At 69.4% G+C, this 25,128-nt stretch carries 16 protein-coding genes; 6 read left to right on the top strand and 10 right to left on the bottom strand.

Translation table 11 applies throughout. The features are described from left to right. Window positions 1-5: 5 nt before the first annotated feature. The 7 genes from ACZ4AA_RS14560 to zapE all read right to left on the bottom strand — a co-directional run bounded on the left by ACZ4AA_RS14560 (window position 6) and on the right by zapE (window position 5,823). Entirely contained in the window at window positions 6-278 is a 273-nt protein-coding gene (locus ACZ4AA_RS14560) for a hypothetical protein (protein WP_467600962.1), read from the bottom strand. After that, window positions 275-988 (bottom strand): antitoxin VbhA family protein, encoded by a 714-nt coding sequence (locus ACZ4AA_RS14555; protein ID WP_467600960.1) that lies wholly within the window; start codon window positions 986-988, stop codon window positions 275-277. The genes ACZ4AA_RS14560 and ACZ4AA_RS14555 overlap by 4 nt, the downstream gene beginning before the upstream one ends. A gap of 192 nt (window positions 989-1,180) precedes the next feature. Further along, the gene (locus ACZ4AA_RS14550) at window positions 1,181-1,906 is read right to left on the bottom strand and encodes a peptidyl-tRNA hydrolase (RefSeq protein WP_467600957.1); all 726 of its coding nucleotides are present in this window, start codon (window positions 1,904-1,906) and stop codon (window positions 1,181-1,183) included. A gap of 116 nt (window positions 1,907-2,022) precedes the next feature. Beyond that, complete coding sequence (locus ACZ4AA_RS14545) at window positions 2,023-2,199, bottom strand: hypothetical protein (protein ID WP_467600953.1); 177 nt, start codon at window positions 2,197-2,199, stop codon at window positions 2,023-2,025. Window positions 2,200-2,208: 9 nt separating this feature from the next. Next, window positions 2,209-3,138: a polysaccharide deacetylase family protein gene (locus ACZ4AA_RS14540; protein ID WP_467600950.1), complete on the bottom strand. Its 930-nt coding sequence runs from the start codon at window positions 3,136-3,138 to the stop codon at window positions 2,209-2,211. 229 nt (window positions 3,139-3,367) lie between these two features. Next, a complete protein-coding gene (locus ACZ4AA_RS14535) occupies window positions 3,368-4,525 on the bottom strand; it encodes a slipin family protein (protein ID WP_467600947.1) in 1,158 nt (385 codons plus the stop codon). 152 nt (window positions 4,526-4,677) lie between these two features. Further along, window positions 4,678-5,823, bottom strand: a complete 1,146-nt coding sequence (zapE, locus tag ACZ4AA_RS14530; RefSeq protein WP_467600944.1) for a cell division protein ZapE — start codon at window positions 5,821-5,823, stop codon at window positions 4,678-4,680. On the opposite strand from zapE, the gene ACZ4AA_RS14525 reads away from it, so the two are divergent. From ACZ4AA_RS14525 to msrB, 4 genes are all read left to right on the top strand, one after another. After that, window positions 5,822-6,634, top strand: a complete 813-nt coding sequence (locus ACZ4AA_RS14525; protein WP_467600941.1) for a pyrimidine reductase family protein — start codon at window positions 5,822-5,824, stop codon at window positions 6,632-6,634. The two genes, zapE and ACZ4AA_RS14525, sit on opposite strands and share 2 nt — an antisense overlap. A gap of 113 nt (window positions 6,635-6,747) precedes the next feature. Next, the gene (locus tag ACZ4AA_RS14520; protein ID WP_339132136.1) at window positions 6,748-7,221 is read left to right on the top strand and encodes an indole-3-glycerol phosphate synthase; all 474 of its coding nucleotides are present in this window, start codon (window positions 6,748-6,750) and stop codon (window positions 7,219-7,221) included. A gap of 178 nt (window positions 7,222-7,399) precedes the next feature. Next, entirely contained in the window at window positions 7,400-8,788 is a 1,389-nt protein-coding gene (gene murC, locus ACZ4AA_RS14515; protein ID WP_467600938.1) for a UDP-N-acetylmuramate--L-alanine ligase, read from the top strand. A 46-nt stretch (window positions 8,789-8,834) separates the two neighbouring features. Beyond that, window positions 8,835-9,242: a peptide-methionine (R)-S-oxide reductase MsrB gene (gene msrB / locus ACZ4AA_RS14510; protein ID WP_467600936.1), complete on the top strand. Its 408-nt coding sequence runs from the start codon at window positions 8,835-8,837 to the stop codon at window positions 9,240-9,242. A gap of 114 nt (window positions 9,243-9,356) precedes the next feature. On the opposite strand, the gene ACZ4AA_RS14505 is transcribed toward msrB, so the two are convergent. Then, window positions 9,357-13,424 carry an SGNH/GDSL hydrolase family protein gene (locus ACZ4AA_RS14505; RefSeq protein WP_467600933.1) on the bottom strand — a complete coding sequence of 1,356 codons (4,068 nt, stop codon included), beginning with the start codon at window positions 13,422-13,424 and terminating at the stop codon, window positions 9,357-9,359. A gap of 490 nt (window positions 13,425-13,914) precedes the next feature. Between ACZ4AA_RS14505 and ACZ4AA_RS14500 the strand changes: the two genes are divergently transcribed. After that, window positions 13,915-20,901: an RHS repeat-associated core domain-containing protein gene (locus ACZ4AA_RS14500; RefSeq protein ID WP_467600931.1), complete on the top strand. Its 6,987-nt coding sequence runs from the start codon at window positions 13,915-13,917 to the stop codon at window positions 20,899-20,901. A gap of 770 nt (window positions 20,902-21,671) precedes the next feature. Here ACZ4AA_RS14500 and ACZ4AA_RS14495 read toward each other — a convergent pair. Together ACZ4AA_RS14495 and ACZ4AA_RS14490 are read right to left on the bottom strand one after the other, a co-directional pair. After that, window positions 21,672-21,923: a hypothetical protein gene (locus ACZ4AA_RS14495; RefSeq protein ID WP_467600928.1), complete on the bottom strand. Its 252-nt coding sequence runs from the start codon at window positions 21,921-21,923 to the stop codon at window positions 21,672-21,674. A 158-nt stretch (window positions 21,924-22,081) separates the two neighbouring features. Then, window positions 22,082-23,170: a lysylphosphatidylglycerol synthase transmembrane domain-containing protein gene (locus ACZ4AA_RS14490; protein ID WP_467600925.1), complete on the bottom strand. Its 1,089-nt coding sequence runs from the start codon at window positions 23,168-23,170 to the stop codon at window positions 22,082-22,084. 537 nt (window positions 23,171-23,707) lie between these two features. Between ACZ4AA_RS14490 and ACZ4AA_RS14485 the strand changes: the two genes are divergently transcribed. Beyond that, window positions 23,708-25,111 carry a YhgE/Pip domain-containing protein gene (locus tag ACZ4AA_RS14485; protein WP_467600922.1) on the top strand — a complete coding sequence of 468 codons (1,404 nt, stop codon included), beginning with the start codon at window positions 23,708-23,710 and terminating at the stop codon, window positions 25,109-25,111. Window positions 25,112-25,128: the final 17 nt, after the last annotated feature.

Below are 25,128 nucleotides of genomic sequence, written 5' to 3'. Positions count from 1 at the left end.
ATTGCTCAGGCGAGGTGTACCAGCCCGTTGAGCATCTTCTCCAGCAAGTCGTTGCTGGCGTTGAAGCTGGCCACTGACGCGGCGATGTTCTCCTCTTGGTCCATGTCCTGGAACGCTTGCAGGTGCGCAAGGTCGTAGTTGCCGGGCAGCGGCTCGGCGTCGAGGATGGCGAGCTCCACTGCGGCGATGTCCGCTTCGGCCTCGGAGAGCTCGGCTGCGTCGGTGATACCGAGACTGTTCCGGAGGACGCCATCGGGCTCGCTGTAGGGGTCGGTCACTCAGCGGCCTTGCGGGTGTAGCGGGCAAGGGTGCGGGCGCGCAGGGCTGTGGCGTCGAGCTCTCCGCGTGCGTAGGCGTCGAGGTCGGCTGTGGTGTCTGCGCTGACGCGCAGTCCCTCGGCCTCGGTGGAGCCTATGGCGGAGGCGACCGCCGCTTGGCGACGTTGGGCCTGGTCCTTCTGTTCGCGTCGCTGGTAAGCCTCCAGCGACGCGACGTCCACACGGCGGTGGGTGCCGACCATGCGGAAGTCGATCGCTCCCTTGTCGAGCAGCTTGACCAGGTGCGGTCGGGAGACGCCGAGGGCTTTCGCTGCCTGGATGGTGGAGAGTTCCAGGTTCTTGGCGATCACGTCGACGGCGCGGCCGGACGCGATGAGCGCCATGGTCTCCATGAGGACCGCCAAGGCTTCGCGCGGCACCTCAATGGTGACCTTGCCCGCTTCGGCGACGGTGACGTGGAACGTCTCGGCCCTGCTGGTGAGGGCGTCACGCAGGCATGGAACGGCATCCTCGACGGTGCGCTTGGGCTGTTCCTTCCGTGTGCGCTGCGCTTGGGCACCCCGCAGTGCCAGCGGGTCCTCGACAGGGCGCTTGCGCAACTTCCTCCGAGCGCCAGAGCCCTTGACCTCGTATAGGGGGGCCGTCGTGTTGTCGTCGATGATGCGCTTTGTCCCCTTGGCCGGTTTCTGTTCCTGGTGCGTCCCGGGCATCGGCGCGTCCTCAGCTTCGAGTGGTGGTGATCCTTCCTCCGGTGTATGGAATAAGTGAACCAAGTGCAATATGTGCAACTGCTGTGAGTGGCGGCGCTGCTGCCGTCGCGCTGGGCGTGGCTTTCGTCGGCGGCAAGATTGCCGGCGTGAGCGAGGGCGGTTCCGAGGAATCCCGGCGGTCCTAGGCGGCCGTCAGCCGCGCTGTAGGGCCGGGTGGTCGGCGGCGACCGTGGCGCTGCCGGGGGCGATCTCCGTGAATCCCGCGTCACGGACCAACGGCACGTCCGAGAAACTGAGTTCACGCCAGCGGGCCGGATCGGCCGTCCGTACGGAGAGGGCGAAGCCCGACGCGCGCCACGCGGTCCGCTCCTCCTCCGACAGCTCCCACCAGGCCAGTTGGGCACCATGGCCCGTCTGCGCCATCGTCTTCCCGGCCGACATGCCGAGTTCGGGGTTGAGCCACAGCACGGGCGCGGCCGGATCGGCCGGTGCCGGGGGCCGCGGATCGTCGAGGTCCGTACCGGACACCTGGAGCCGGGCCAGGTCCTTGGGCCAGCCGTCCAGCGGCACCGGCGGGAAGACCCGTACCTCCGCCGACCGGCCGGTCACGGTGATGCCGGGCAGCGCCTCGGCCCGCCGCCACTCCGCACCGCGCGCCCGCCGTACGACCTTGCGGATCCGGGCGTCCTGCCAGTCCCGCATCGCCTGCGCCCAGATCCCGTCGCCGAGGGAACGCTCGTCGCTCAGGATGGTCAGCACGGCCCGCGCGGAGGTCTCCAGCGCGTCCGTGCGCTCCGGGGGCGCCGCCTTCTCGATGTGCACCACCAGCGGCAGCACGTACTGCCGTGCCTCGTCGCGCGCGGTGGGCTCGTCACGGAAGGGGCTGTCGTCGGCGGGTGTCGGGTCGTCGCTGCTCACGCCCCCAGTCTGCCAGGCGGAAGATCTGTTCCGGACGGGCGGGCGGACGGGCTGACAGGCGGGTGGGCGGCCCGGTTCCGGGGGACGGCCGCCTTGCGCACCTGCACCGGGCCCTGTCAGCCCGAACAGGCGGTGCGCTGCGCCTCCTGCCATGTGCAGACGGGGCACAGCGTGATCCCCCTGTGCGACTCCGGGTACTCGGTCGGCTCACGGCACAGCACGCACTCCGCGTACGGGGGTCCGTCCGGTCCCGCCGGGTCGTCCGTACCGGTCGCGCGGTGGTCGTCGCTCATGCCGTCAGCTTACGAGGAACGGGGGACCGGAGCGGGAGAGGAGCGGGTGGGCCGCGGGGACGGTCCGTGCCGTCCGTCGGCGGCGCCGATCAACTGGGAGACCTTCACGAATCGGAAGCCCCTGCGGCGCAGTTCGGGGACGATCGTCCGCAGCGCCCGCTCCGTCACGGGCGCCGCGCTGCGTGTGCAGTGCATGACGACCACGGATCCTGACCGGACACCGTCCAGGACCTGCTGCGCGACGGCGTCCGCGTCCGTGGCGAACGCGTCCCCGCTGACGACGTCCCACTGCACGGCGGTGACCCCGGCCGCGCTCAGCGCCCGCAGCGAGCGCCGGTCGTAACACCCGCCGGGGAAGCGGAAGTAGGGCATGGCGTCCCGCACCCCCGCTCTCCTGAAGGCGGCGTACGCCCGTTCCACGTCGGCGCGCATCCGGTCCTCGGGCACGGTCGGCAGTCCGTAGCAGTCGCTCGTGAAGGCGTAGTGGCTGTACGAGTGGTTGGCGATCTCGAACAGCGGGTCCCGCCCGATGTCCCTGGCCTCCCGCGGGTACTCGTCCGCCCACCGACCGGTCATGAAGACGGTCGCGGGCACCTTGAACCTCCTCAGCGTCGCGATGAGCTGCGGATTGTCGAAATGCTCGCCGCCCGCGGCCCGCGCCCCCTCGTCCGCGGTCATGTCCGCGTCGAACGTCAGCGCGACCGTCCTGTCCCGGGTGCGCGGCCCGTTCTCGAAGACCGGTGTCAGACCGGCGGGGCCAGGTGCGAGGGTGGGCGGCCGCGAGGGTGCGGCTGCGGTGGCCGTGACCGAGGCGGTGGCGGCCGCGTGGTGCCCGCGACGGGCCGCTGTCGGGCCGGCCGGCCCGGCGCAGGCGGCGAGCGCGGCGCCGAGGGTTCCCACGGCGCAGGCCACGGCGATGCTCCGTACAGAGAGGGTCATCGTGTGACGATATGTATGTAAGTGTGAAGATTGGGCCCTCTGCTGGACGCGCCGCCCGCCCACGGTCCCGATGTCACCCGCACGGGGCCGGTGGGGCCGGTGACGGGGGCCGGGGCCGCCGTGCGGGGCGAGTGCGGGGGTCCGGCCGGGTCCGCCGTGCGGGGTGCGTGCGGGGGTCGGGTCCGCACGGGACCGCGGGTGTCCTCCGGCCCGACCCGCCGGACAGGCCCTAACCCGCGGGCGTCTCCGGCTCCGTCCGCTTCTCCACGGCCCCGGACCGGGCTGCTCCGTTCCCGGAAGGGCCCGCTCCGTTCCCGGACGGGTCCGCGCCGTTCGAGGACGGGTCCGTGCCGGTTCCGAGTCCGTCCGGGTTCCGGGGGTCCGCCGGACTCTCCGGTCCCTCCGGTTCCATCGGCACCCTGGGCTCGCCGAGGATCCCGAAGGTGTCCGGGATTCCGAGCCCGTCCGTGTCCGCGAACGCCTCCGGGAGGCCGAGCGCTCCCAGCGCCTTGCCGAGCCGGTCCGGTGTGACGGGAGGCTCGACGGGGTCGACCCCGGGCCGCCGGTCCACCGCGGGCGGCGCCGCGGGCGACCGCTCCGGCTGCGGCTGAACCACCGCCGGCTGTCCGGACTGGGCCCGTTCCAGGAAGCGCAGGAGTTCGACGGGGAAGGGCAGGACGAGGGTGGAGTTCTTCTCGGCGGCCACGGCCACCACGGTCTGGAGCAGGCGGAGTTGGAGCGCGGCGGGCTGTTCCGACATGACCTCGGCGGCCTGTGCCAGCTTCTTGGACGCCTGAAGTTCCGCGTCCGCGTTGATGATCCGGGCCCTGCGCTCGCGGTCGGCCTCGGCCTGTCGGGCCATGGACCGCTTCATCGTCTCGGGCAGCGACACGTCCTTGATCTCGACCCGGTCGATCTGCACGCCCCAGCCGATCGCCGGGCTGTCGATCATCAACTCCAGCCCCTGGTTGAGCTTTTCGCGGTTGGAGAGCAGGTCGTCCAGATCGCTCTTGCCGATGATCGACCGCAGCGAGGTCTGTGCCATCTGGGAGACCGCGAAGCGGTAGTCCTCGACCTGGATGACGGCGTTCGCCGCGTCCACGACCCGGAAGTAGACGACCGCGTCCACACGGACGGTGACGTTGTCCCGGGTGATGCCCTCCTGCGCCGGAATGGGCAGGGTCACGATCTGCATGTTGACCTTGCGCAGCCGGTCCACGAAGGGCACGACCATGGTGAAACCGGGGCCGCGCACCTCACCGGCCAGCCGCCCGAGCCGGAGGACGACCCCGCGTTCGTACTGCTTGACGACCCTGGCGCCGGCCGCGACGTAGACCACCGAGGCGGAACAGGCCGCCGTGATCGCCACGATGAGTTCCTGGACCATGACGACCCCCTTCCGAGCCGCCCAGTTTGTCTGTCCATTCCACTTTACGTCGCGGGGGTGCGGTTGCCGCCGGGTCGGCCGGGAGGGGTTCGTGCCGTCGTGGGCGGACGCCGTACAGGGACCGGTGTTCGCTGTTCGTCGCGGTACCGCGACTACGCTCCCTGGCCCTCCACGAGCCCCTTCGCGTCGCGGGCGAGCGCGGTCAGCCGGGAGATCGCGCGGAAGTACTTCTTCCGGTAGCCGCCGTTCAGCATCTCCTCGCTGAACAGCCGGTCGAAGGGCATTCCCGAGGCGAGGACGGGCACCTCACGGTCGTACAGCCGGTCGGCGAGCACGACGAGCCGCAGCGCCGTCGACTGGTCCGCGACGGGCTGGACGTCGGTGAGGCAGACCGCCTCGACCCCGTCGGTCAGGGCGCCGTACCGGCTGGGGTGGACGCGGGCGAGATGCCCGAGCAGATGCGGGAAGTCGTCCAGGGAGGCGCCGTCGGTCGCGTACGCGGCCTTGGTGACCTGCTCGTCGGAGAACGGGTCGGGCGCCTCGGGCAGGCCGCGGTGGCGGTAGTCCTCACCGTCGATGCGCAGCGGGCGGAACCGCGCGGACAGCCCCTGGATCTCCCTCAGGAAGTCGGCGGCGGCGAACCGGCCCTCGCCGAGCTTGCCCGGCAGGGTGTTCGAGGTGGCGGCGAGCGCCACGCCCGCGTCGACCAGCCTGCCGAGCAGGCTAGAGACGAGGACGGTGTCCCCCGGGTCGTCGAGCTCGAACTCGTCGATGCACAGGAGGCGGTGCCCGGAGAGGGTCTGCACGGTCTTCTGGAAGCCGAGCGCGCCGACCAGGTTCGTCAGCTCCACGAAGGTGCCGAACGCCTTGAGCGAGGGCTCCGCCGGGGTCGCGTGCCACAGGGAGGCGAGGAGGTGGGTCTTGCCGACGCCGTAGCCGCCGTCCAGATAGACACCCCGGGGGCCGGTCGGCGTCTTCGGGGCCTTGCCGAAGCCGAAGAGCCTGCGCTTGGGAGCGCCCACGGCGTGTGCTCCGCCGAGCCCCGCCGCGAACCGTTCGAGGATGCCCACGGCCTCGGGCTGGCTGGGCTGGTTCGGGTCCGGGATGTACGTGGCGAAGCGGACCGAGTCGAAGCGCGGCGGCGGCACCATCTCGGCGACGAGCCGGTCGGCGGGGACGTGCGGCTCGCGGGCGCACAGGGACAGCGGGGCCGCTTCGGCTATCGGGTCGATCGCGGAGGCGGTGGAGGTGGACGACACGGTTACCCACTCTATGCGCCGTGCCACACTGCAACCCATGCGACGCCTGTTCCCTGTGACCTACGAAACAGCAGTCCAGCCCTCCGGCGAGGCCTCCGGGACGGATGTGACGGAGCGCGAGTGGGAGCTCGGGGAACTGGCCGAGGCCTATGCGTATCCCGGCGTCCGGTCGCCCTGGCTCCGGGCCAACATGGTGTCCACCCTCGACGGCGCCGCCCAGCACGAGGGGCGCTCGCAGCCCATCTCGAACGCCACCGACATGAGGATCTTCGGCGTCCTCAGGGCGCTCGCGGACGTCGTGGTCGTCGGGGCGGAGACCGTCCGGCAGGAGGGCTACCGGCCGGCTCGCGCGCGGGAGGCCTTCGCGGCCATGAGGAAGGCCGCCGGGCAGGGCCCCGCGCCCGCGATCGCGGTGGTCACCGCGAGCCTCGACCTGGACTTCTCGCTGCCGCTGTTCACCTCGCCCCTGGTGCCCACGCTGGTGCTCACCGGTGCCGCGGCCGCCCCGGAGCGGATCGCCGCGGCCGAGCGGGCCGGGGCGCGGGTGGTGATCGCCGGCGACGGCGCGGGGATCGATCCCGCCCGTGCCGTACGGGCCCTGGGCGACCTCGGGCACACCAGGCTGCTCACCGAGGGCGGGCCCAGACTGCTCGGCCAGTGGATCGCGGCCGGCGTCCTGGACGAGATGTGCGTGACGCTGTCCCCGATGCTCGTGGCGGGCGACGCCCAGCGGATCGCCGGAGGACCCTCGGTACCGGTTCCCCGGCGCTTCGAACTGGTGACCTTGCTGGAAGAGGCCGGGTTCCTCTACAGCCGCTACCGTCGATCTGACCGGCAGTCGGAATCTTAGATTCCGTTTCTCTTCGGACGGGCACACTAATTCGCGCAGTACCCGTGTTGTTACGGGGCAGGATGGTTTCCGCAGGGGGCCGGGACGGCCCACGGACGAGAAGGGCGCCTGTCGTGTTCACGAGCGTATTGATGATCGAGAAGGCCCTGACGTCCGCCGACGTGGAGTTCGTCACCACCTTGCACGGCGACGAGACGGTCGCCTTCCACGTGCTGCTCCAGCCCCGGGGCGACCAGGCGGACCGGCTGCTGCGGGCCATCGACGACGTCGCGATGGGCGAGATCGACGAGGCGGCCCGCGAGGGCGAGACACCCGAGGGCGAGGAGGCCGCCGGCCAGGGCGAGCGGGCGCTGGAGGTGTCGCTGGTGGCGTTGCGGGCCTCCGGCAGCACCGCCGAGGGCCGGCTGATCGAGGACCACCCCCTCGACGCGCTGAAGAGCCTGGTCGACCAGGTGGAGGCAGACGAGGTCATCGTGCTGACCGACCCGCACTACGTGGAGGAGTTCTTCCACCGCGACTGGGCCTCCCGGGCCCGCCACAAGGTCGGCGTACCGGTCCTGAAGCTGTTCTCGCACAGCAAGGCGTGACCCGGCGCGGGGTGTCCCGTGCCGGGCGCCCGGGTGTCCCGCGGAGGCGCCCCGGTGTCCCTGGCGAGCCCCCCGGTGTCCCTTGTGAGGCGCTGTCCGCCGTACCCAATAGGCTGGGCCCGCGTTCCCTTCGGGAGAACGCGCCCACCTTCGTACCGGATCTTGGGGAGAAACACGCATGGCACCCGGCCTTCCTACCGCGATGGACCGACCGCACTTCATCGGCATCGGCGGCGCCGGGATGTCGGGCATCGCGAAGATCCTCGCCCAGCGTGGAGCCGCCGTGGCGGGCAGTGACGCCAAGGAGTCCGCCACCGCCGAGGCGCTGCGCGCGCTGGGCGCGACGGTCCACATCGGCCACGCGGCCGACCACCTCGCCCCGGACGCCACCTGCGTCGTCGTCTCCTCCGCGATCCGCGCCGACAACCCGGAGCTCGCCCGCGCGGCCGAGCTCGGCATCCCGGTCGTCCACCGCTCGGACGCCCTGGCCCGCCTGATGGACGGACTGCGCCCGATCGCGGTCGCCGGCACCCACGGCAAGACGACCACCACCTCGATGCTGGCCGTGTCCCTGTCGACGCTGGGCCTCGCCCCCTCGTACGCCATCGGCGGCGACCTCGACGCCCCCGGTTCGAACGCCCTGCACGGCGAGGGCGAGATCTTCGTCGCCGAGGCCGACGAGTCGGACCGCAGCTTCCACAAGTACGCGCCCGAGGTCGCGATCATCCTCAACGTGGAGCTCGACCACCACGCCAACTACGCGTCCATGGAAGAGATCTACGAGTCCTTCGAGACGTTCGTGGGCCGTGTCTCCGAGGGCGGCACGCTGGTGATCTCCTCGGACCACGAGGGCGCCCGCGAGCTGACCCGGCGCCTCGCCGGCCGTGCCGTGCGCGTCGTGACGTACGGCGACGCCGCCGACGCCGACGTCCGGGTGCTGTCCGTGATCCCGCAGGGGCTGAAGAGCGAGGTGACGGTCCTGCTGGACGGCGCCGAGCTGACCTTCACGGTCTCCGTCCCCGGCCGCCACTACGCGCACAACGCGGTGGCCGCGCTGGCCGCGGGCGCCGCCCTGGGCATCCCGGCCGCCGAGCTGGCCCCCGCGCTCGCCTCCTACACCGGGGTGAAGCGCCGCCTCCAGCTGAAGGGCGAGGCGGCCGGCGTCCAGGTCATCGACTCCTACGCGCACCACCCGACCGAGATGACGGCCGACCTGGAGGCCATGCGCGCCGGGACCTCGGGCCGCATCCTCGTGGTCTTCCAGCCGCACCTGTTCTCCCGCACCCAGGAGCTGGCCAAGGAGATGGGCGAGGCCCTGTCCCTTGCGGACGCCTCGGTCGTCCTGGACATCTACCCGGCCCGCGAGGACCCGATCCCCGGTGTCACCAGCGAGCTGATCATCCAGGCCGCGCGGACCGCGGGCGCCGAGGTGACACCGGTCCACGACAAGAACGAGGTCCCGTCCGTCGTCGCGGGAATGACGAAGGCCGGTGATCTCGTTCTCACCATGGGCGCCGGCGACGTGACCGATCTCGGACCGGAGATCCTCGCCCGCCTGGCCGAGTGACCGTGGCCCCACAGCGGGCCTCCTTGAACGTGAGGGGTTGAGCTTCATGTCGTACGACATCGAAAAGCCGGACGAGCAGTGGCGCGCGGAGCTGACCCCGGCCGAGTACACGGTGCTGCGCAAGGCGGGCACCGAGCCTGCCTTCACCGGCGAGTACACCGACACCAAGGAGAAGGGCGTCTACTCCTGTCGCGCGTGCGGCTCCGAGCTCTTCACCTCCACGGAGAAGTTCGCGTCGCACTGCGGCTGGCCGTCCTTCTACGACCCGAAGGACTCCGACGCCGTCGAGCTGATCCAGGACCGCTCGCACGGCATGGTGCGCACGGAGGTGCGCTGCGCCCGCTGCGGCTCGCACCTCGGCCACGTCTTCGAGGGCGAGGGCTACGCGACGCCGACGGACCAGCGCTACTGCATCAACAGCATCTCGCTGCGACTCACCCCGGACGAGGGCTGACCTCGCACCGGCCCCGGACGCGGATCCGGGGCCGGGTGGCCGAGCCCGGACACAGGCGCTCCCCGCACACCGGAAGTCGTGCGGGGAGCGCCTGCTGCCTCACCGGGGTGTGCGCTAGGGGTTGGGCCCGAGCGCGGCCAGGTCGAACGTGTCGCTGATCGCGCTGTATCCGTCCGCCGTCAGGTTGACGTGATCCCCGGAGTCGAAGTCCGCGGGCGCCGCGTCACTGCCCAGCTTCAGCGCCTGCGGATCCCTCGTGCTGGCCATGTCCGTCACGGATACGACGGGTTCCGCGTCCACAGAGCTGAGGCCCGGCGACGTAATGTCGGACTGGTCGGTGATCCACGTGTTCGTGTCGATGCGGTTCTGGTCGACCGTCGCCGTGCAGGCGCCGTAACCGTCGCAGGGCGTCAGGGTGGTGAGGACGACCTTGATGCCCCACCCCTTGAGCTGGTCGCGGAGAAGCCCGAGAGCATTGTCGATGTCGACATCGTCGTGACCGGCGACGATGTCCTCGAGGCCTTGGGTGACCACGACGGTGCGGATGTTGGGGACCGACAGGATGTCCCGGTCCAGGCGCGTTGCCGCGGCGCGGCCGCCGGCACCCGCGCCCTGGTCCGTTCCGAGGTAGTTGTTCTCGATCCCGGAGGCCAGGACACCGTAGACCGGAATGCCGTCGGTGTTGGTGCGCAAGCGGTAGGACAGCCGCTGGTTGAAGCGCTGTGCGCTGGTAGCGGCCGTGTTGCCCGCGGTGCGGGTGTTGATCAGTCCGTCACCCAGCACGGCCACCGCGGGCCGGTGATCCGAGGTGGTGACGTCGACTTCGGTGAGGATGTCGGAGAAGCGGCCGGATGTACTGCCCGTCGCGGTGAACGCGGTGTCCGCGGTATCGGCGGTGTGATCGCCGCTGCCGACGGCGCTGACGTAGCTGAGCGTGTCCGTGGCCGCCCACGGATGCATGACCAGGTAGTTCACCTTGTTGACCAGGTGCATGCTGGTTGTCAGCGAGGTGCCGGGGTTCACGGTCATCGGGATCGGGTCGCTGTAGAGCTCGCCGCCCTCGGGAATCACGACCGACTTGCTGCCGCCGAAGGACACGTCCACGGGTGCGGAAAGGGTCGTCGCGCCGCTGCTGTACGGGGCGACAGTGACGTGGTCGAGCGTCAGGGGGTCGGTGCCCAGGGCGTTGGACAGCCGCAGCCGGACGTTGTCGCCGCCGGCGCTGGTCTGGGTGACCGTCCGGATGGTCTGGTTGCTGAAGGCGCCCATGCCGGAGAACTGGAACCGTTCCTCGGTGGGTGCGCTCCAGGTGCCCGTCCACGTGGCGCCGCCCGACGCGGAGGTGGTGTTGCGAACGGACATGCCGATGATGTGCATTCCCGGCACGTACTTGCGCGCTGCGGCGGCCAGGTCGGGCAGCGTCACCGAGTTGACGGTGGCTCCGGCCTTCAACGGGACCGCGAAGGCGTAGATGTTGGTGCTACGGGTCTCCCGGGCGCTCGGAGTGTTGCGGTGCAGCAGGGTGACGGCGGCCAGGGAGTCCGAGCCGTGGACCCAGTCGGGCATGGTCAGGTAGTAGGGCTGTGATGTGCCGTCGCCGTACGTGACGGCCCCGGTGGGAGTGGTGCAGTCCTCGTATGTGCTGTTGCCCAGGCTGCAATCGGTGGCCGAGATGTTGGTGCTGTCGGGGACCACGGGGTTCGTGGTGTCGCCGTCCTGGTGCTCGGAGGCGACGAAGCCGTAGGTGGAGAAGCCGAGGAAGACGAGGGCCTGGCCGCTGGCGCCGTTCATCTGGATGGTCTGGTTGGCGGCCATGACGTTGTCGCCGCCGGAGGAGCCGAAGCTGGGAAGGGTGAAGGCCGCCCCGTCCACGGTGATCTTGCCGCCGGGCTGCCATCCGGCCGCCTTGAGATCCTGCAACGAGAGCGTGGCACCCACGCCGTCGGCGTCGCCAGTGGTCGGCTTGGTGTCGTCGGTCGTGGCGGTGTTGTTGTAGGCGGCTTGCAGGCTGGCGTACGTCTTCCCGGCGTGACCCAGCGCGGTGAATACGTACTGCTGCTGGGTCGAGACGTTCCCGGCCGAGTCGACCGCGTACACATAGAGGGTGTGGGTGCCGGGTGCCACCGGCGTCACGGTGATCGTGGCCGCGTTGTTGCTCGCCGTCGCGGTCTGGTCGGCCGGCGTGTTCGACACGGACGGGGCCGCGTCGAGTCCGAAGAGGAACTTGGAGGCGTTGTTGCCGCTGCTGCCGGGGTTCACCGACACGGTGAATCTGCCCGGGGTGCCGGCGGCGGTGGTGCCTGCCACGTCCTCCTTGTAGAGGTTGTCCGCGGTCTTGACCGTCGGCTGCGCGGGGCTGTGCAGGTCCACGGTGAAGTGACAGGTCGCCGACGGGGCGGAGGTGTCCTCGCCGTCGCTGGATGTGACCTTCCAGCTGACCAGGCTGCCGTCGGCCAGGCCGCTCATGAACGAGGTCGACAACTGTTTCGGCGCGTTGGCGCCACTGGCGACGGTTGCGCTGGTCGCCGTGGAGGCGGTCCCGCTTCCGACCCAGTACGAGTACGTCGCGGCCAGGGCGTCCTTGTCGGTGTCACTGACCTTGGCGTTGAGCGTGGGAGGAGTGGTGGCCAGGGTCTTGCCGACGATCGGGTAGGGCGCGGTGGTGCCGCAGCCGAGCGACGTGGAGCCGACCTTCGTAGCCAGGGTGCCGGGCTTGTTGGGCACGTGGTTGTAGGTGATGGACATGGAGGGGTTGTTGTCGAACCGCTTGAAGTAGTTGCCGTCACCGCTGCCGCTCTGGCTGTTGACCAGGGCGAAGCTCCAGCTCTTCCAGTGCGCGGCCGCGCCCTTGGCGATGGTGGAGGTCACGGAGAACCCGCCGGAGGGCTCACTGGTGCAGGCCGGGCCGAAGCTCTTGGTGGCCAGCTTGCTCGTCAAGGACGGCTTGTTGTTCCAGGTGGTACCCGAGCTGATCGCTCCGGACCAGTAGAGCGAGACGTCCGAGGAGAGACTGCAACTGGCGGAGTAGTTCTCCTTGGCGTCTACCGTGGCCGAGACGATGTGCGTGCCGAGGATGCTGGAGGGTACGGCCAGTTGGAAGTAGGAGCGCTCTCCGCCGATGCAGCCGGACCAGCTGTTGTAGCCGACGCCCGGGTCGCCATACTGCGTGGAGTCGAAGTTCTTCGCGGTGGGGCAGCCTTGCTGGGTCTCGACGTAGTGCTGCTTCGCGCCGCTGGCGTAGTGCGGGTTCCAGGTCGGGTCGATGAACACCGGGAACCGGGTGTGTGCGTCGCCGAGCAGTGCGGCGTCCGGGACGAGGGACAGGGTCCGGCCGTGCAGGCGTCCTCGGACGCGGGCCACCCGAGCCTTCGGCGCGGGGCCCGCTTCGGCATGCGCGTGCGAGGAGCCGAGGCCGCTGGAGTCCCACATCGCGGGCTGCGGGGCGCTGAAGAGCACCTGGCCCTCTGAACCGGTCGCGGCAAGGTTGCCGTGGCCGTCGTCCGTGACGGTCACGCCTTTGCTCTTGGTGGTCAGGGCGAGTCGGGCGAGCGCGGGGTCGGCCGCGGCCTTGGCATTCTTCACGACCAGCACCTCGGACCAGCCGCCCTGGGTGTCGGCGGTGGCCCGCAGGTCCACGCCCGGCAGCACCTCGGGGTAGGTCAGGGTCGCGCCGGAGGCGCGCGGGGCCGGCAGTGCCCGGGGCCAGGACAGAGCCAGAGAGGCCTTGCCCTTCGTCATGGTTGCCAGGGGGGCGGCGCCGCCGCCGGAAAGCGCAAGGGGCTCGGCCGCCGCCCGGGGGCTCCAGGTGCCGTCGGCATTGCGCGTCAGGGTAGCGTCGACGGGGGCCCAGCGGCCGGCTTTGCGCACCCGTACCGGCAGCAGGTTCGAGTCGTAGGTGACGGTTCCGGACGGGTTCGCTGTCGTGGTGGCGGTCTCGGTCGTGAGGGCGTCGACGCGAGCCGGCCGGCCGGTCGCCGCGGCCCGCTTCTGTGCGCTGGACAACGCTGCCTGTTCGGTCGCGGTGAAGCCGCCGCCGTCGCTCGGACGCAGGGAGCCGGTCGGCTCCGGCGGCACCGTGTCGTCCGATGGTGCTGGAGTCAGGTCCGGCTGGCCGGCGTTGACATCCGCCACGGAGCCGGGCGCGGGGTCGGCCGCGGCAGGATTTATCGCGAGCGGAGTCATGCAGAGCGCGCCGACCGTGGCAAGGACCAGGAATCGGCTCGGTATTCGCACGCCATTTTTGAGTGGACCGCCGGACGAACGTCGGCGGAGGAAGTCGGACATCTGCCCCCCAATTTTAGTCCGAGTGGAAAGCGCCCATGGGCGCGAGGGACGCTATCCGAATTCTCGACAAAGGGGCAACCGGCGTGGCTGAAAATGGTCGCCCGGTGAAGATGCTCGTTATGCGGCCGACGAATGCAACTCTTTGCCGACAGGTAGGCAAGTTGAGGTTGATCTTGCATAGATGACCGTTTTTATGGCGAAAATGATCAGTATGGGCATGGTGTTTGATCGAATGAAGGGCTACGCATGGTAATTTCTATACCTTTTCTTCTGTGAAGGGGCTGTGGGGATCGTCGATCATCTGATCGACTTTGCCTTTGGTTGTCATGCTGGAATGGGGGGGGCCGGAGTGCGTCGCAAATTACGTTGGCGGATTTACAGGAAGACCATGCGGATTCGCAGGGTGCCCGCACTGTGGATCGTCGGGATCGGCACACTCGGCCTGATCCTGGGGTTGACCGCGCCGACTGACGCATTCGCGGACGGGCGGCATGCGAATTATCTCGTGAAGGCGAGACAGGAGAAGCCGGTCGCCGTTTCGCCGGTCAGGGGCAAGGCCGTGAAGCCGCCGGCGATGGCTCGCTGGAGCGCCGCCTCCGCGCGCCGGACGTGGCCCGCGAAGAGGACCGCCGATCTGGCGGTCTCCGCGCCGGCCGCGGCGGCGGAACGGACCGCCGGCATCCCTGTGACCGTCACGCCGGCGAAGGGCGTGCACAGCCTGAGGGCAGGCGCCCACGTGCGGGTCTCCTTGCCCGGCCAGGCGGTCGCGCGGAAGCTCGGTGTACGAGGTGTGGTTCTTGCTGTCGCGCCGGAGGCCGGAACCTCGGCCGGTACCGCCCGAGTGAGCCTCGACTACTCGGCTTTCAAGGACGCCTTCGGCGGCGACTGGGCCGGAAGGCTCCGCCTCGTACGGTTACCCGCCTGCGCGCTGACCACTCCGCAGGCCGCTGAGTGCCGTGCGCGCACTCCGCTGGTGTCGGACAACAACACCGAGGCCCGGACGGTCTCGGCCTCGGTCGGCGTGTCCGCCTCGGCCACGGCCCGGCCGTTGGTACTCGCGGCGGAAGCGGCCGCATCGGGTGGCGGCGGCAGCTACGGGGCCACTTCGCTGGCTCCGTCCGGCCAATGGTCGGCAGGGGGTTCGGCCGGCGCCTTCAGCTACTCGTACCCCGTCTCCGTGCCCGACGTTCCCGGCAGCCTGGCCCCGAACGTGTCCCTCGATTACAGCTCCCAGAGCGTCGACGGGCGCACCTCCTCCACGAACGCCCAGTCCTCCTGGATCGGAGACGGCTGGGACTACTCGCCCGGCTTCGTCGAGCGCAGCTACGCCTCCTGCTCCGATGACGCGGCGAGCGGCTCCCCGAAGACCTCGGACGAGTGCTGGTCCGACGACGTCGACTCGCTCACCCTGTCCCTGAACGGCTCGTCCAACACGCTCGTCCACGACGACAAGACCGGTCTGTGGCACCCGCAGGGCGACAACGGCGAGAAGATCGAGATCAGGACCGACACGGTCAACGGTGACAACGACAACGAATACTTCGTCGTCACCACGGCCGACGGCACGCAGTACTACTTCGGCAGGAACCGGCTGCCCGGCTGGGCGACGGGCAACGACACCACCAACTCGGTGTTCACCACGCCCGTCTACGGCAACGATGCCAACGAGCCGTGCCACGCTTCGACGTTCGCCAACTCCTGGTGTCAGCAGGGCTACCGGTGGAACCTCGACTACACCGTCGACCCGCACGGCAACGCCATCAGCTACTGGTACGCGCCCGAGACCGGCTACTACGGCCGTGACAACGGCACCACCCCCACCACGTACGCGCGGGGCGGTTACCTCGCCAAGATCCAGTACGGACAGCTCGCGGGCAAGGTCTACGACACCACCGCCCCGGCCGCCGCCCAGGTGCTCTTCGACACCTCCGAGCGCTGCCTGGCGGACTCGACCTTCGACTGCGCCTCCTCGAAGATGACGAGCACCAACGCGACGCACTGGCCCGACGTCCCGGTCGACCAGACCTGCGCGTCCTCGGGGACCTGCAACAACCACGGCCCGACGTTCTTCACCACCAAGCGTCTGACGGGGATCCGTACCCAGGCCCTGGTCGGTACGACGTACAAGGACGTCGACGTCTGGACCCTGACCCACACCTTTCCGACGACAGGCGACACCACCACTCCCTCGTTGTGGCTGAGCCAGATCGTGCACACCGGCAAGGACGGCGGAAGCCTTGACCTGCCTCCGGTGAAGTTCGCCGGGCAGGCCCTCGCCAACCGGGTGGACGGTCTCGACGGTTACCAGCCGATCACCCGCTACCGGATGACCACGGTCACCACCGAGTCCGGTGAAGTGATCACCGTCAACTACACCGGACCCCAGTGTCACCGCACGGGCACCCCGCTCCTGCCGTCCAGCCAGGACGGCAACACCCTCCGCTGCTATCCGCAGTACTGGACCCCGCCGGGGCAGACCTCCCCGCAGCTGGACTGGTTCAACAAGTTCCTCGTCAACTCGGTGACGACGCAGGACCCGACGGCCGGGGGCCTGCCCGTCCAGACGTCGTACACCTATGTGGGCGACCCGGCCTGGCACTACAACGACGACCCGCTGACCCAGGCCAAATACCGCACCTGGAACCAGTGGCGCGGCTACGGCACGGTCGAAACCCGCACCGGCACCGCACCGGCGAAGATCACGCTGTCCCGGGACATGTTCTTCCGCGGGATGGACGGCGACAAGAACTCCATCGGTACGCGCACCGTCACGCTCAACGACAGGGCCAAGGACGACCCGCAGAAGGACTCCGACTGGCTGGCCGGCCAGACCTTCGAAGCGCAGTCCTTCGACGGTGACGGCGGCGCCCTGCTCTCGGACGGCGTCACCGACCCCTGGAGCTCGGCGGCGACGGCTACCCAAGCGCGTACGAAGGCCGGTCTGGACCCGCTGATCGCGCGCCGCACCAACATCCAGCGGGCCCGCACCGCGACCACCAAGGCGGACGGCACCACCCGCACCACCGAGGTCGACTACACGATCGACGCCGCCACCGGTCTGCCGCAGAGCGTGGACGACCTGGGCGACACAGGGACGTCCAAGGACGACAAGTGCACCCGCACCTGGTACGACGCGGACGGCTCCGGCAACCTTCTGCCGGTGCCGCGCCGGGTCCAGGAGCTCGCCGTCTCCTGCGCGACCGCCCCGAAGTACCCCCAGGACCTGCTCAGTGACGATCTGACGTTCTTCGACGGATCCACGGACAACACCGCCGCCCCCACCAAGGGCGATGTGACGATGGTCCAGAAGGCCGACTCGGTGGCGGCCGACGGCACTCCGCACTACATCACGGCGCTGAAGAACACCTACGACTCCTACGGCCGTGAACTCACCGAGACCGACGCCGACGGCCGCGTCACGACCACCGCCTACAACCCGCCGACCGGGCCCTCCCCGACGTCCATCACGGTCACCAGGCCGAAGGTCACCGGCCAGACCGCCGGCTTCACCACCACGACCACGCTGGACCCCGTCCGCGGCCTCGACCTGAAGACCACGGACGCGGCCGGATACTCCACCACCAGCGCCTACGATCCGCTGGGCCGCCTCACCGCGGTGTGGAGCCCGGGCTTTCCGACCGACAACAACCCCAACACCAAGTACAGCTACAACCTCTCCGCGTCGGTGCCGTCCACGGTCACCACCCAGACGCTCGACGACGACAACACCTACCGGACCTCCGTCTCCATCTACGACGCGATGCTGCGGCCGCGTGAGACACAGACGGCGACGGTCGACGGCGGTCGTACGATCAGCGACACCGTCTACGACTCGCACGGCTGGAGCGTCAGTTCCTCCGCCCCGTACTACAACGGCGGTGCCCCGACCGGCACGCTGGTCGACGCGCCCGACAACAAGACCCCGTCCCAGACGGGCACGGTCTACGACGGCGCGGGCAGGGTGACCGCCTCGATCGCCTACCACTTCGCGTCCGAGACCTGGCGCACCACCACCGCCTACCCCGGCGTCGACCGCGTCGACATCACTCCTTCCGCCGGCGCCACCCCGTTCGGCGCCACTCCCACCACCACGTACACGGACGCGCGCGACCAACTCGTCAAGCTGCTGCGCTACCACGGCACCACGCCCAGCGGCGCAGCCGACACCGTCACCTACTCCTACGACGCGCAGGGCCACCAGACCGGCCAGGACGACGGCCAGGATCACAGCTGGAGCAGCGGCTACGACCTTCTCGGCCGCCGTACGTCCCAGACCGATCCGGACACCGGCTCCTCCAGTTCGACGTACGACAACGCCGGCCAGTTGCTGACGACGACCGACGCCCGCGGCAAGGTCATCGGTTACGCGTACGACGAGATGGGCCGCAAGAAGGCCCAGTACGACATCACCGGAGGCGCCGCGCCGTCGACGACCAACGAGTTGGCCTCCTGGACGTACGACTCGCTCAAGAAGGGCAGGCCCACCGCCTCCGTCCGCTACGTGGGCGGCACCGGCGGATCCGCTTACACCGAGAAGGTGACCGGCTACGACAGTCACGGCTGGCCCCAGGCCACCCAGCTCGTAGTCCCCACCGCAGAGGGTGCCCTGGCCGGTACCTACACCCATCAGAACACGTACAACCTGACCGGCACGCTGCGTAGTTACACCGACCAGGACCCCGCCGCCGTTTCGCTGCCGCAGGAAACCGTCACCTACAACTACGACACCTTCGGCCGTCCCACGTCGGTCGGCGGCACCACGAACAGCTGGGACTACGTCGACAAGCTCAGCTACACGGAGTTCGACGAGCCGTACCAGTTCACCTACGGAACCTCGGGCAGCTTCGCCCAGCAGACCCTGAACTACGACGATCAGACCCACCGTCTGTCGGACTCCACGACCGTCACCCAGTCCGGCGCCGCGATCGCCGACAAGACCAGCTACAGCTACCAGCCGTCCGGCAACGTCACCAAGATCATCGACAAGCTGCAGACGGGCGCGACCGACACCCAGTGCTTCGGCTACGACTGGGCGCAGCGTCTGAAGGACGCGTGGACGGCCACCGACGACTGTGCCGCCACCCCCGCACCAGGAGCTGCCACCACGGTCGGCGGCACCTCGCCCTACTGGCAGTCGTGGAACTACGACGCGACGGGCGCCCGGTCCTCCCAGGTGGATCACGACCCGTCGGGCGACACCTCCCACGACATGACGTCCTCGTACAACCCGTTCAAGACCGGCAAGGGTCCGGTCCACGCGGTGTCCGAGGTGGACAAGGTGACACCCGACGACGCGGCGGCCGACACTACCAACTACTACACGTACGACGAGGACGGCAACGCCCGGACCCGCACCACCCGTTCGGGAACGGACACCTTCACCTACGACGACGAAGGCCATCTGTCGGAACTGGCCTCGACCGGCTCCAGCGGTGACACGAAGTACCTGTACGACGCGGGTGGCAGCCTTCTGCTCCGGCACGGCCCCGACGCCACGACCCTCTACACGGGTGACGAGGAGATCACCCTGAAGACCGGTGCCACCAGTGCGGACGGCGTGCGTTACATCTCCATCGGCGGACAGTCCGTGGCCACGCACTCCTCCGACGGCAGGTTCACCTACCTGATCCCCGACCGCCAGGGCACCGGCACGCTGGAGATCGATTCCCAGACCCAGAAGGTGGTCCGCCGTCAGTACAAGCCCTTCGGCGAGTCACGCGACCAGAGCGGAACGTGGATCGGGCAACAGGGCTACGTCGGCGGCACCCAGGACGACAACACGGGCCTGACCAACCTCGGCGCCCGCGAGTACGACCCGTCCATCGGCCGCTTCCTCAGCCCCGACCCCATTCTGGACCCGGGGTCCCCGCAGACCTGGAACGCCTACGACTACGCCGGTGACTCCCCGGTCACCGAGTCGGACCCGTCAGGCCTGTGCATGGCCGACCAGTGCGGCATCGGCTACCCCATCGGCGGCACCGGCACCAGCAAGAGCAACCCGGTCCGGGTCGTCACGACCGGTCCGGTGGACCCCGGCGGCTCGAACAAGGCCGTCTGCCACCACGGCAAGTGCTCAGACGGCCACTCGTTCGGCGCCAGCGGCGGCAACATCAGCAAGAAGACGTACGACCCGCAGGCCGAGGCCAAGGCCGTGCAGCGGGCCAAGTCCACCGCGGACGCGGCTGCCGCGGCGGCGAAGAAGCAGGCATCCGGGCTCCAGCACCAACTGCTCAGCCTGGTCGCGGACGTCATCGGTCTGACCGACGCCTACAACTGCTTCACCAAGGGCGACGTCATGGGCTGCATCAACACAGCCCTGACCGCTGTTCCTTGGGGCAAGGTTTTCAAGGCCATCAAGGTCGGCGTCGAAGCGTTCAAGGTCTGGCGTTCTCTCGATCGCGCATACACCGCGGTGAAGGACGCGGAGGAGGCCGCGAAGCTGGCCGAGGATGCGGTCAAGGCCGAACACGCCATCACGGAGGCGCGTGCGGCGGAAGACGCGGGGGCTGGGGCGGCCGGCTGCGCCACGCACAGCTTCATGCCCGGTACTGGCGTCCGTCTGGCGGACGGCTCGTCGAAACCCATCAGCTCGGTCAAGGCCGGGGACACGGTCCTCGCCACCGACCCGCAGACGGGTGTCACGGCTCCGGAGAAGGTCCAGAACGTCATCGTCACGAAGACGGACAAGGACTTCACCACCCTGACCGTGGACGCGGCCCCGACCGGCACCCACGCCAAGACGCACGGGCGGGCCCCGCAGGCCCTCACCACCACCTGGCACCACCCCTTCTGGGACGCTACGCACCACCGCTGGACCGACGCCCACGACCTGACCACAGGCACGAAGCTCCGCCGTCCCGACGGCCGCTCTGCCACGGTCATAAGGGTCCGCAACTACCACAGCCACGGCACCACTTATGACCTGACGGTCGGTACGGTGCATACGTACTATGTACTCGCAGGTGCCACGCCAGTCCTCGTCCACAACACGGACGGCTTGAAGTGTGATCTCCGGGCGTATACGGATCTGGCCAGGCTTGCACCTGGGAAGAATGAGGGTGCGGCGAGCGTTCTCTTGACGCCTTCAGGGAATACTTATTTCGATATCAGCACGCGCAGGTCGAGTGAGGCCTTGAGGAGTCTCCCCTTGTCGTTGCGTCGGGTAATTAATCAAACCGGCCATCACGGCGGGTGCGCCGAAATAGGCTGCATTGCGCAGGCGATGGAGGCTGGAGATCTGGTACGCGGAAGCAGTAGTCTAGCTATGCTCCGCAAACCATTTGATCACGCCCGCTACAGGGACTTGCTCCCAGCGTGTCCGCAATGTCAGGCCGTGATGTCGGGGCTCCGGATAACTGACCTATATCAAGGGTGATGTAATGGGAAGACCGCTCAAGCGACTTCCTACTGTTCGATGGGGTGAGCTCTCTGATGCTACCGGCTCGGCAGTAGAACTTCCGGCGCTGCTCTCAAAGTTGGCATGGGCCGGCGAGGGTGACGCTCGTGATGCCATTGAGGAACTGGCGGACAGGGTGTGTGCCTTGGGATTCGTTCTCACGGAGGCCACTGCTAGCGTAATTCCATTCCTTATGGAATTGGCGGAAATCCCCGAATCGCTTTGCCGGATTGAGATCTTGGAGTTGGTTTCTGCCGTGAATTCCACTCGACAGTGGGCTGATGCTGCTGCTGCTGCCGCACCACAGTATCGCCGATCCTATGAGGAAAAGATCTCATGGGAAGACAACTCGAGGGCGGCAGTGCAGGCGTCGAGGGGGATCATCGAATCGCTTACGCGAGACTCTGACGCCGCTGTGGCTGCGGTTGCACGTCAACTGCTCGACGATTTGGCTGACGGTCCTGGTCGGATTTAGGATCGCTATCTGTTGTTCTGCCGGCTTGGCGAATCCGGCTGTGATGGGCTGAAAAGAAGCCCCGTTGAATTCGACTTCGACGGGGCTTCTTGGCGTCTTGCGACTGTATCGGTGGTTTGTTGCCGTATGTGGTGGCGAGGACCACGCCAGTGCTGGTTCACAATTTCGATGCTGACTGTGCAGATAAGCCCAACCGGTGAGGGTCCCTCTCCCGCTCAGGCCCGGAATGTGCCGGAGGTTGCTCCGGCCGGCGGACAGCCAACTCCGAGGGTGCTCAGGACGCCAGCAGTTCGGCGACTTCGGGCACGTTGCGACAGGCCAGCAGCCGATTGAGTACGATCCTCGTGCGTTCCGCCGTGCGCTCGCTGCCACTTTGCCCGAGGGCGGGCATCCGACCCGCTGTTCCCGCTGCGGCCTCGGACTCGTTGGCGTCGGCGTAGGCCACCGCCAGCCAGGAAAGGTACAGCGCCAATTCCCGGGCGTGGCTGGCGTCGTATCGTCCGAGTACGTCCGTCAGCAGCGGCACGGCCCGTAGCGGGCGCCGCAGTTCGGTGTAGAAACGGGCCTGCAAGTGTCTCGGTCTCGATGCATCACCCAGCGGCCCCGGGGGATATTGGACCGCCCAAGGTCCGGGAGTTCGCCAGTGACGGTGAACTGACCTAGTCGGCACAAGTGTTCGCGGTCTCACAGCACTTTGCGGTGCACCAGGGCCGAGAGGATCAGTGTGCCCGGGAGCAGGGGGATCCAGACCGTCAGGACGCGGTAGGTGATGACGGTGGCCGTCGAGAGGGTCATCGGGGCGCCCAGCGCGACCATCGTGAAGACCAGGGCCGCGTCCACCGGGCCGATGCCGCCCGGCGCGGGTACGGCACCGGCGGCCGTGCCGGCGACCAGCAGCGCGAACACCACCTGCGCCCACGACAACGGCAGCCCGAGCGAGAAGCCCACCGAGGCGATCACGGTTCCCTGGAGCACCGGGGCGAGGGCCGATCCGCCCCAGAGGGCCAGGACGCGGCTGGGCCGGGTGTGCAGGATGCGTACATCGGTCAGCGCGGTGCGAAGGAGGCCGAGGGACGGGCGCCGCAGCGGACGGACGACGGTCAGGAGCACGCAGGCGGCCGCGAGACCGAGTGTCACACCGGCCGCCACCGGCAGCAGCGTCCGGCCGTCCGGGACGAGTCCGCCGAGCCTGCGGGTGTCTTCGAGGGCCACCAGGAAGAAGATCAGCACCGGGATCCTCGCCACCGGCTTGACCAGTGAGTACAGGGCGAGTGAGGCGGTGGCGCGAGCCAGCGGGATGCCTCGGCCCCGAAGGAAGCGCAGGGTGACCGCGTGGGCGCCGATGCTCGACGGCAGCACCAGGTTGGCGGCCCCCGCGGCCAGTTGAGACGCCAGCAGCAGTCCCGGCGGCAGCCGCTCCGGCAGGGCGCCCTGGCGGATCCACGCGGCGACCACCCAGCCCAGCAGCGTGAAGAAGATCCCGGAGAGCAACCACCAGGGATCGGCGGCGGCCAGCCGTTCGGCGCCGCCGCGCCAGGCGCTCCGGTCCAGCGCCGCCCAGGTCCCGATGACCAGCAGGGGGAGCAGCGCGAGGACCAGGCGGGCGGGGCGGGTGAGCGACGTGACGCGGGTGAGGGATGTCAGGCGGGTGGCGGCGTCCGGTCGGGTGACGCACGGTCCGTCACCGGGTGCCGGTGCGGGCGCGTGTGCCGGTGTGGTCGCGGCTGTGGCGACGGTGGGTGTGGGGAGGCTGTCGAGCGGGGGCAGGGACACGGCACACGTCGTCCTTCCGCGTCACGCCCGGGTACGGACGGACGGATCCGAGGCGAAGCAACGGGGACGGGGAGAACGTTCCCGTTCGGTATGACCGCGCGGTGTCCGGGAGGGGAAGCGGGACCACCGTGCGGGCGACACGGCCGGAGACGCGCCGACCGGGGTGACGAACGTACGACCCGTGGGGCGGCCGCGCGACCGGGGAATCCGGCCTCGCGGTCGAAGTCCCGCCCGGGAGAGTTCGGTCGGGGCCGCCGGTGTGCGCTCCCACGCGCAGCCGTGGACCGCCGCCCAGGTGAAGCCGCGAAGCCGTGAAGCCACGAAGCCGCGAAGCCGCGAAGCCGTGACGCCATGACGCCTTGCGTCGCTGTCTCGGGCGCACCGCCACCGCCACCGCCACCGCCCGAGCTACGGCGAGTCGTCGTCCGTGACCCGCGCGCACCCCCGATCCTGACCTGACGTGCGGCCCCGGACTCCCCGGCCGGGGGCCGCGCGCTCATCGCCGCCCCCGTGCCGCCCCGGAACCTACGGAGAACCATGGACGCCGACAGCAACCACCCCGCGGACGACGGCGCCGAGGAGCCCATGGGCGCCGTGGGTCCGGGCGGCGACGCCCCGCGCCCCGGCGGCGGGAGCGGCCCCTCCGGTCCTTCCGCCCAGGCCCGGGCGGCCACGCTCCTGCGCCGTCCGAAGCTGTGGCTGGTGCCCACCGTGCTGACGGGGCTGCTCGCGCTGCTGCTGTCGCTGCTCTACATGGGTGGCATCGTCAACCCGAACGGGCATCTGCGGCATCTGCCGATCGGGCTGGTCAACGAGGACACCGGGAAACCGCCGCCCGGGCAGCGGCAGAACGTGGGCACCCAGGTCACCGCGGCCATCGTCGCGAACGACACCGGCGGCGTGGCGCGCTGGCGCAGACTCACCCGCGCGCAGGCCCAGGACGAACTCTCCTCCGGCAAGATCTACGGCGCCCTCGTCGTCCCCGCGGACTTCACCGCCTCCCTCACCGCGCTGACCACGGCGAACGCCACGGTCCGGCCCACCATGACGGTGCTCACCAACCCCGGTATGGGCAGCCTGGGTTCGTCCCTCGCGAGCCGGATCACCACGGCCGCGGCCCAGCAGACCTCCACGACCATCGGCAAGCAGCTGACCGCGTCGCCCGTGACCGCGCGGGCGGATTCCACCACCCGGCTGCTCCTCGCCGACCCCGTCCAGGTCGTCACCCGCATCGGGCACCCCATCGGCGCGCACAGCGGTCTGGGGCTGAGCGCGTTCTACTACACCCTGCTCCTGGTGCTGGCCGGCTTCCTCGGCGGCAACCTGATCAGCACCGGCGTCGACACGGCCCTCGGCTACGCCGACAACGAGATCGGCCCCTGGCACACCCGCCGCCCGACCGTCCCGATCGACCGCACCCAGACGCTGCTCCTGAAAATGGTCATGACCGCCGGGATCACCGTGCTCACGGTCTCCCTGGTCATGGTGGCCACCGTCGCGATCCTCGGCATGGACGCCACCCACCTGCCGCTGCTGTGGATCTACTCCTACTGTGCGAGCCTCGCCGTCGGACTGGGCGTCCAGGCGATCAACGCGGCGTTCGGCGGGATCGGGCAGCTCGTGTCCATGTTCGTGTTCATCGTGCTGGGCCTGCCGTCCTCGGGCGCCACCGTCCCGCTCCAGGCCGTCCCCGGCTTCTACCGCTTCCTGTCCGTCTTCGAGCCCATGCGCCAGCTCAGCGACGGGGTGCGCGCCATCCTCTTCTTCGACGCCCGGACGGACGCCGGACTCGGCCGCGCCTGGCTCATGATCGGTGTCGGCGCCGTGCTCGCCCTGGTCTTCGGTTTCGCGATGACCCGCTACTACGACCGCAAGGGCCTGGACCGGCTGACCCCGCAACCCCCGGCCCACCCGGCCGGCCGTCCCGCGCCCTCGGCCTGAACCGGTCGTCGGCGCCG

Source organism: Streptomyces sp. NPDC024698 (genome assembly GCF_055559015.1).
The sequence above is the reverse complement of the archived record's forward strand: the minus strand, read 5'-3'. Positions and strand labels throughout refer to the sequence as shown.

Excerpts from the sequence above, each read along its gene's own strand:
- ACZ4AA_RS14555 (WP_467600960.1), bottom strand. The coding sequence starts at position 988 with ATGCCCGGGACGCACCAGGAACAGAAACCGGCCAAGGGGACAAAGCGC.
- ACZ4AA_RS14545 (WP_467600953.1), bottom strand. The coding sequence starts at position 2,199 with ATGAGCGACGACCACCGCGCGACCGGTACGGACGACCCGGCGGGACCG.
- ACZ4AA_RS14540 (WP_467600950.1), bottom strand. The coding sequence starts at position 3,138 with ATGACCCTCTCTGTACGGAGCATCGCCGTGGCCTGCGCCGTGGGAACC.
- ACZ4AA_RS14535 (WP_467600947.1), bottom strand. The coding sequence starts at position 4,525 with ATGGTCCAGGAACTCATCGTGGCGATCACGGCGGCCTGTTCCGCCTCG.
- ACZ4AA_RS14525 (WP_467600941.1), top strand. The coding sequence starts at position 5,822 with ATGCGACGCCTGTTCCCTGTGACCTACGAAACAGCAGTCCAGCCCTCC.
- zapE (WP_467600944.1), bottom strand. The coding sequence starts at position 5,823 with ATGGGTTGCAGTGTGGCACGGCGCATAGAGTGGGTAACCGTGTCGTCC.
- murC (WP_467600938.1), top strand. The coding sequence starts at position 7,400 with ATGGCACCCGGCCTTCCTACCGCGATGGACCGACCGCACTTCATCGGC.
- msrB (WP_467600936.1), top strand. The coding sequence starts at position 8,835 with ATGTCGTACGACATCGAAAAGCCGGACGAGCAGTGGCGCGCGGAGCTG.
- ACZ4AA_RS14505 (WP_467600933.1), bottom strand. The coding sequence starts at position 13,424 with ATGACTCCGCTCGCGATAAATCCTGCCGCGGCCGACCCCGCGCCCGGC.
- ACZ4AA_RS14500 (WP_467600931.1), top strand. The coding sequence starts at position 13,915 with ATGCGGATTCGCAGGGTGCCCGCACTGTGGATCGTCGGGATCGGCACA.
- ACZ4AA_RS14485 (WP_467600922.1), top strand. The coding sequence starts at position 23,708 with ATGGACGCCGACAGCAACCACCCCGCGGACGACGGCGCCGAGGAGCCC.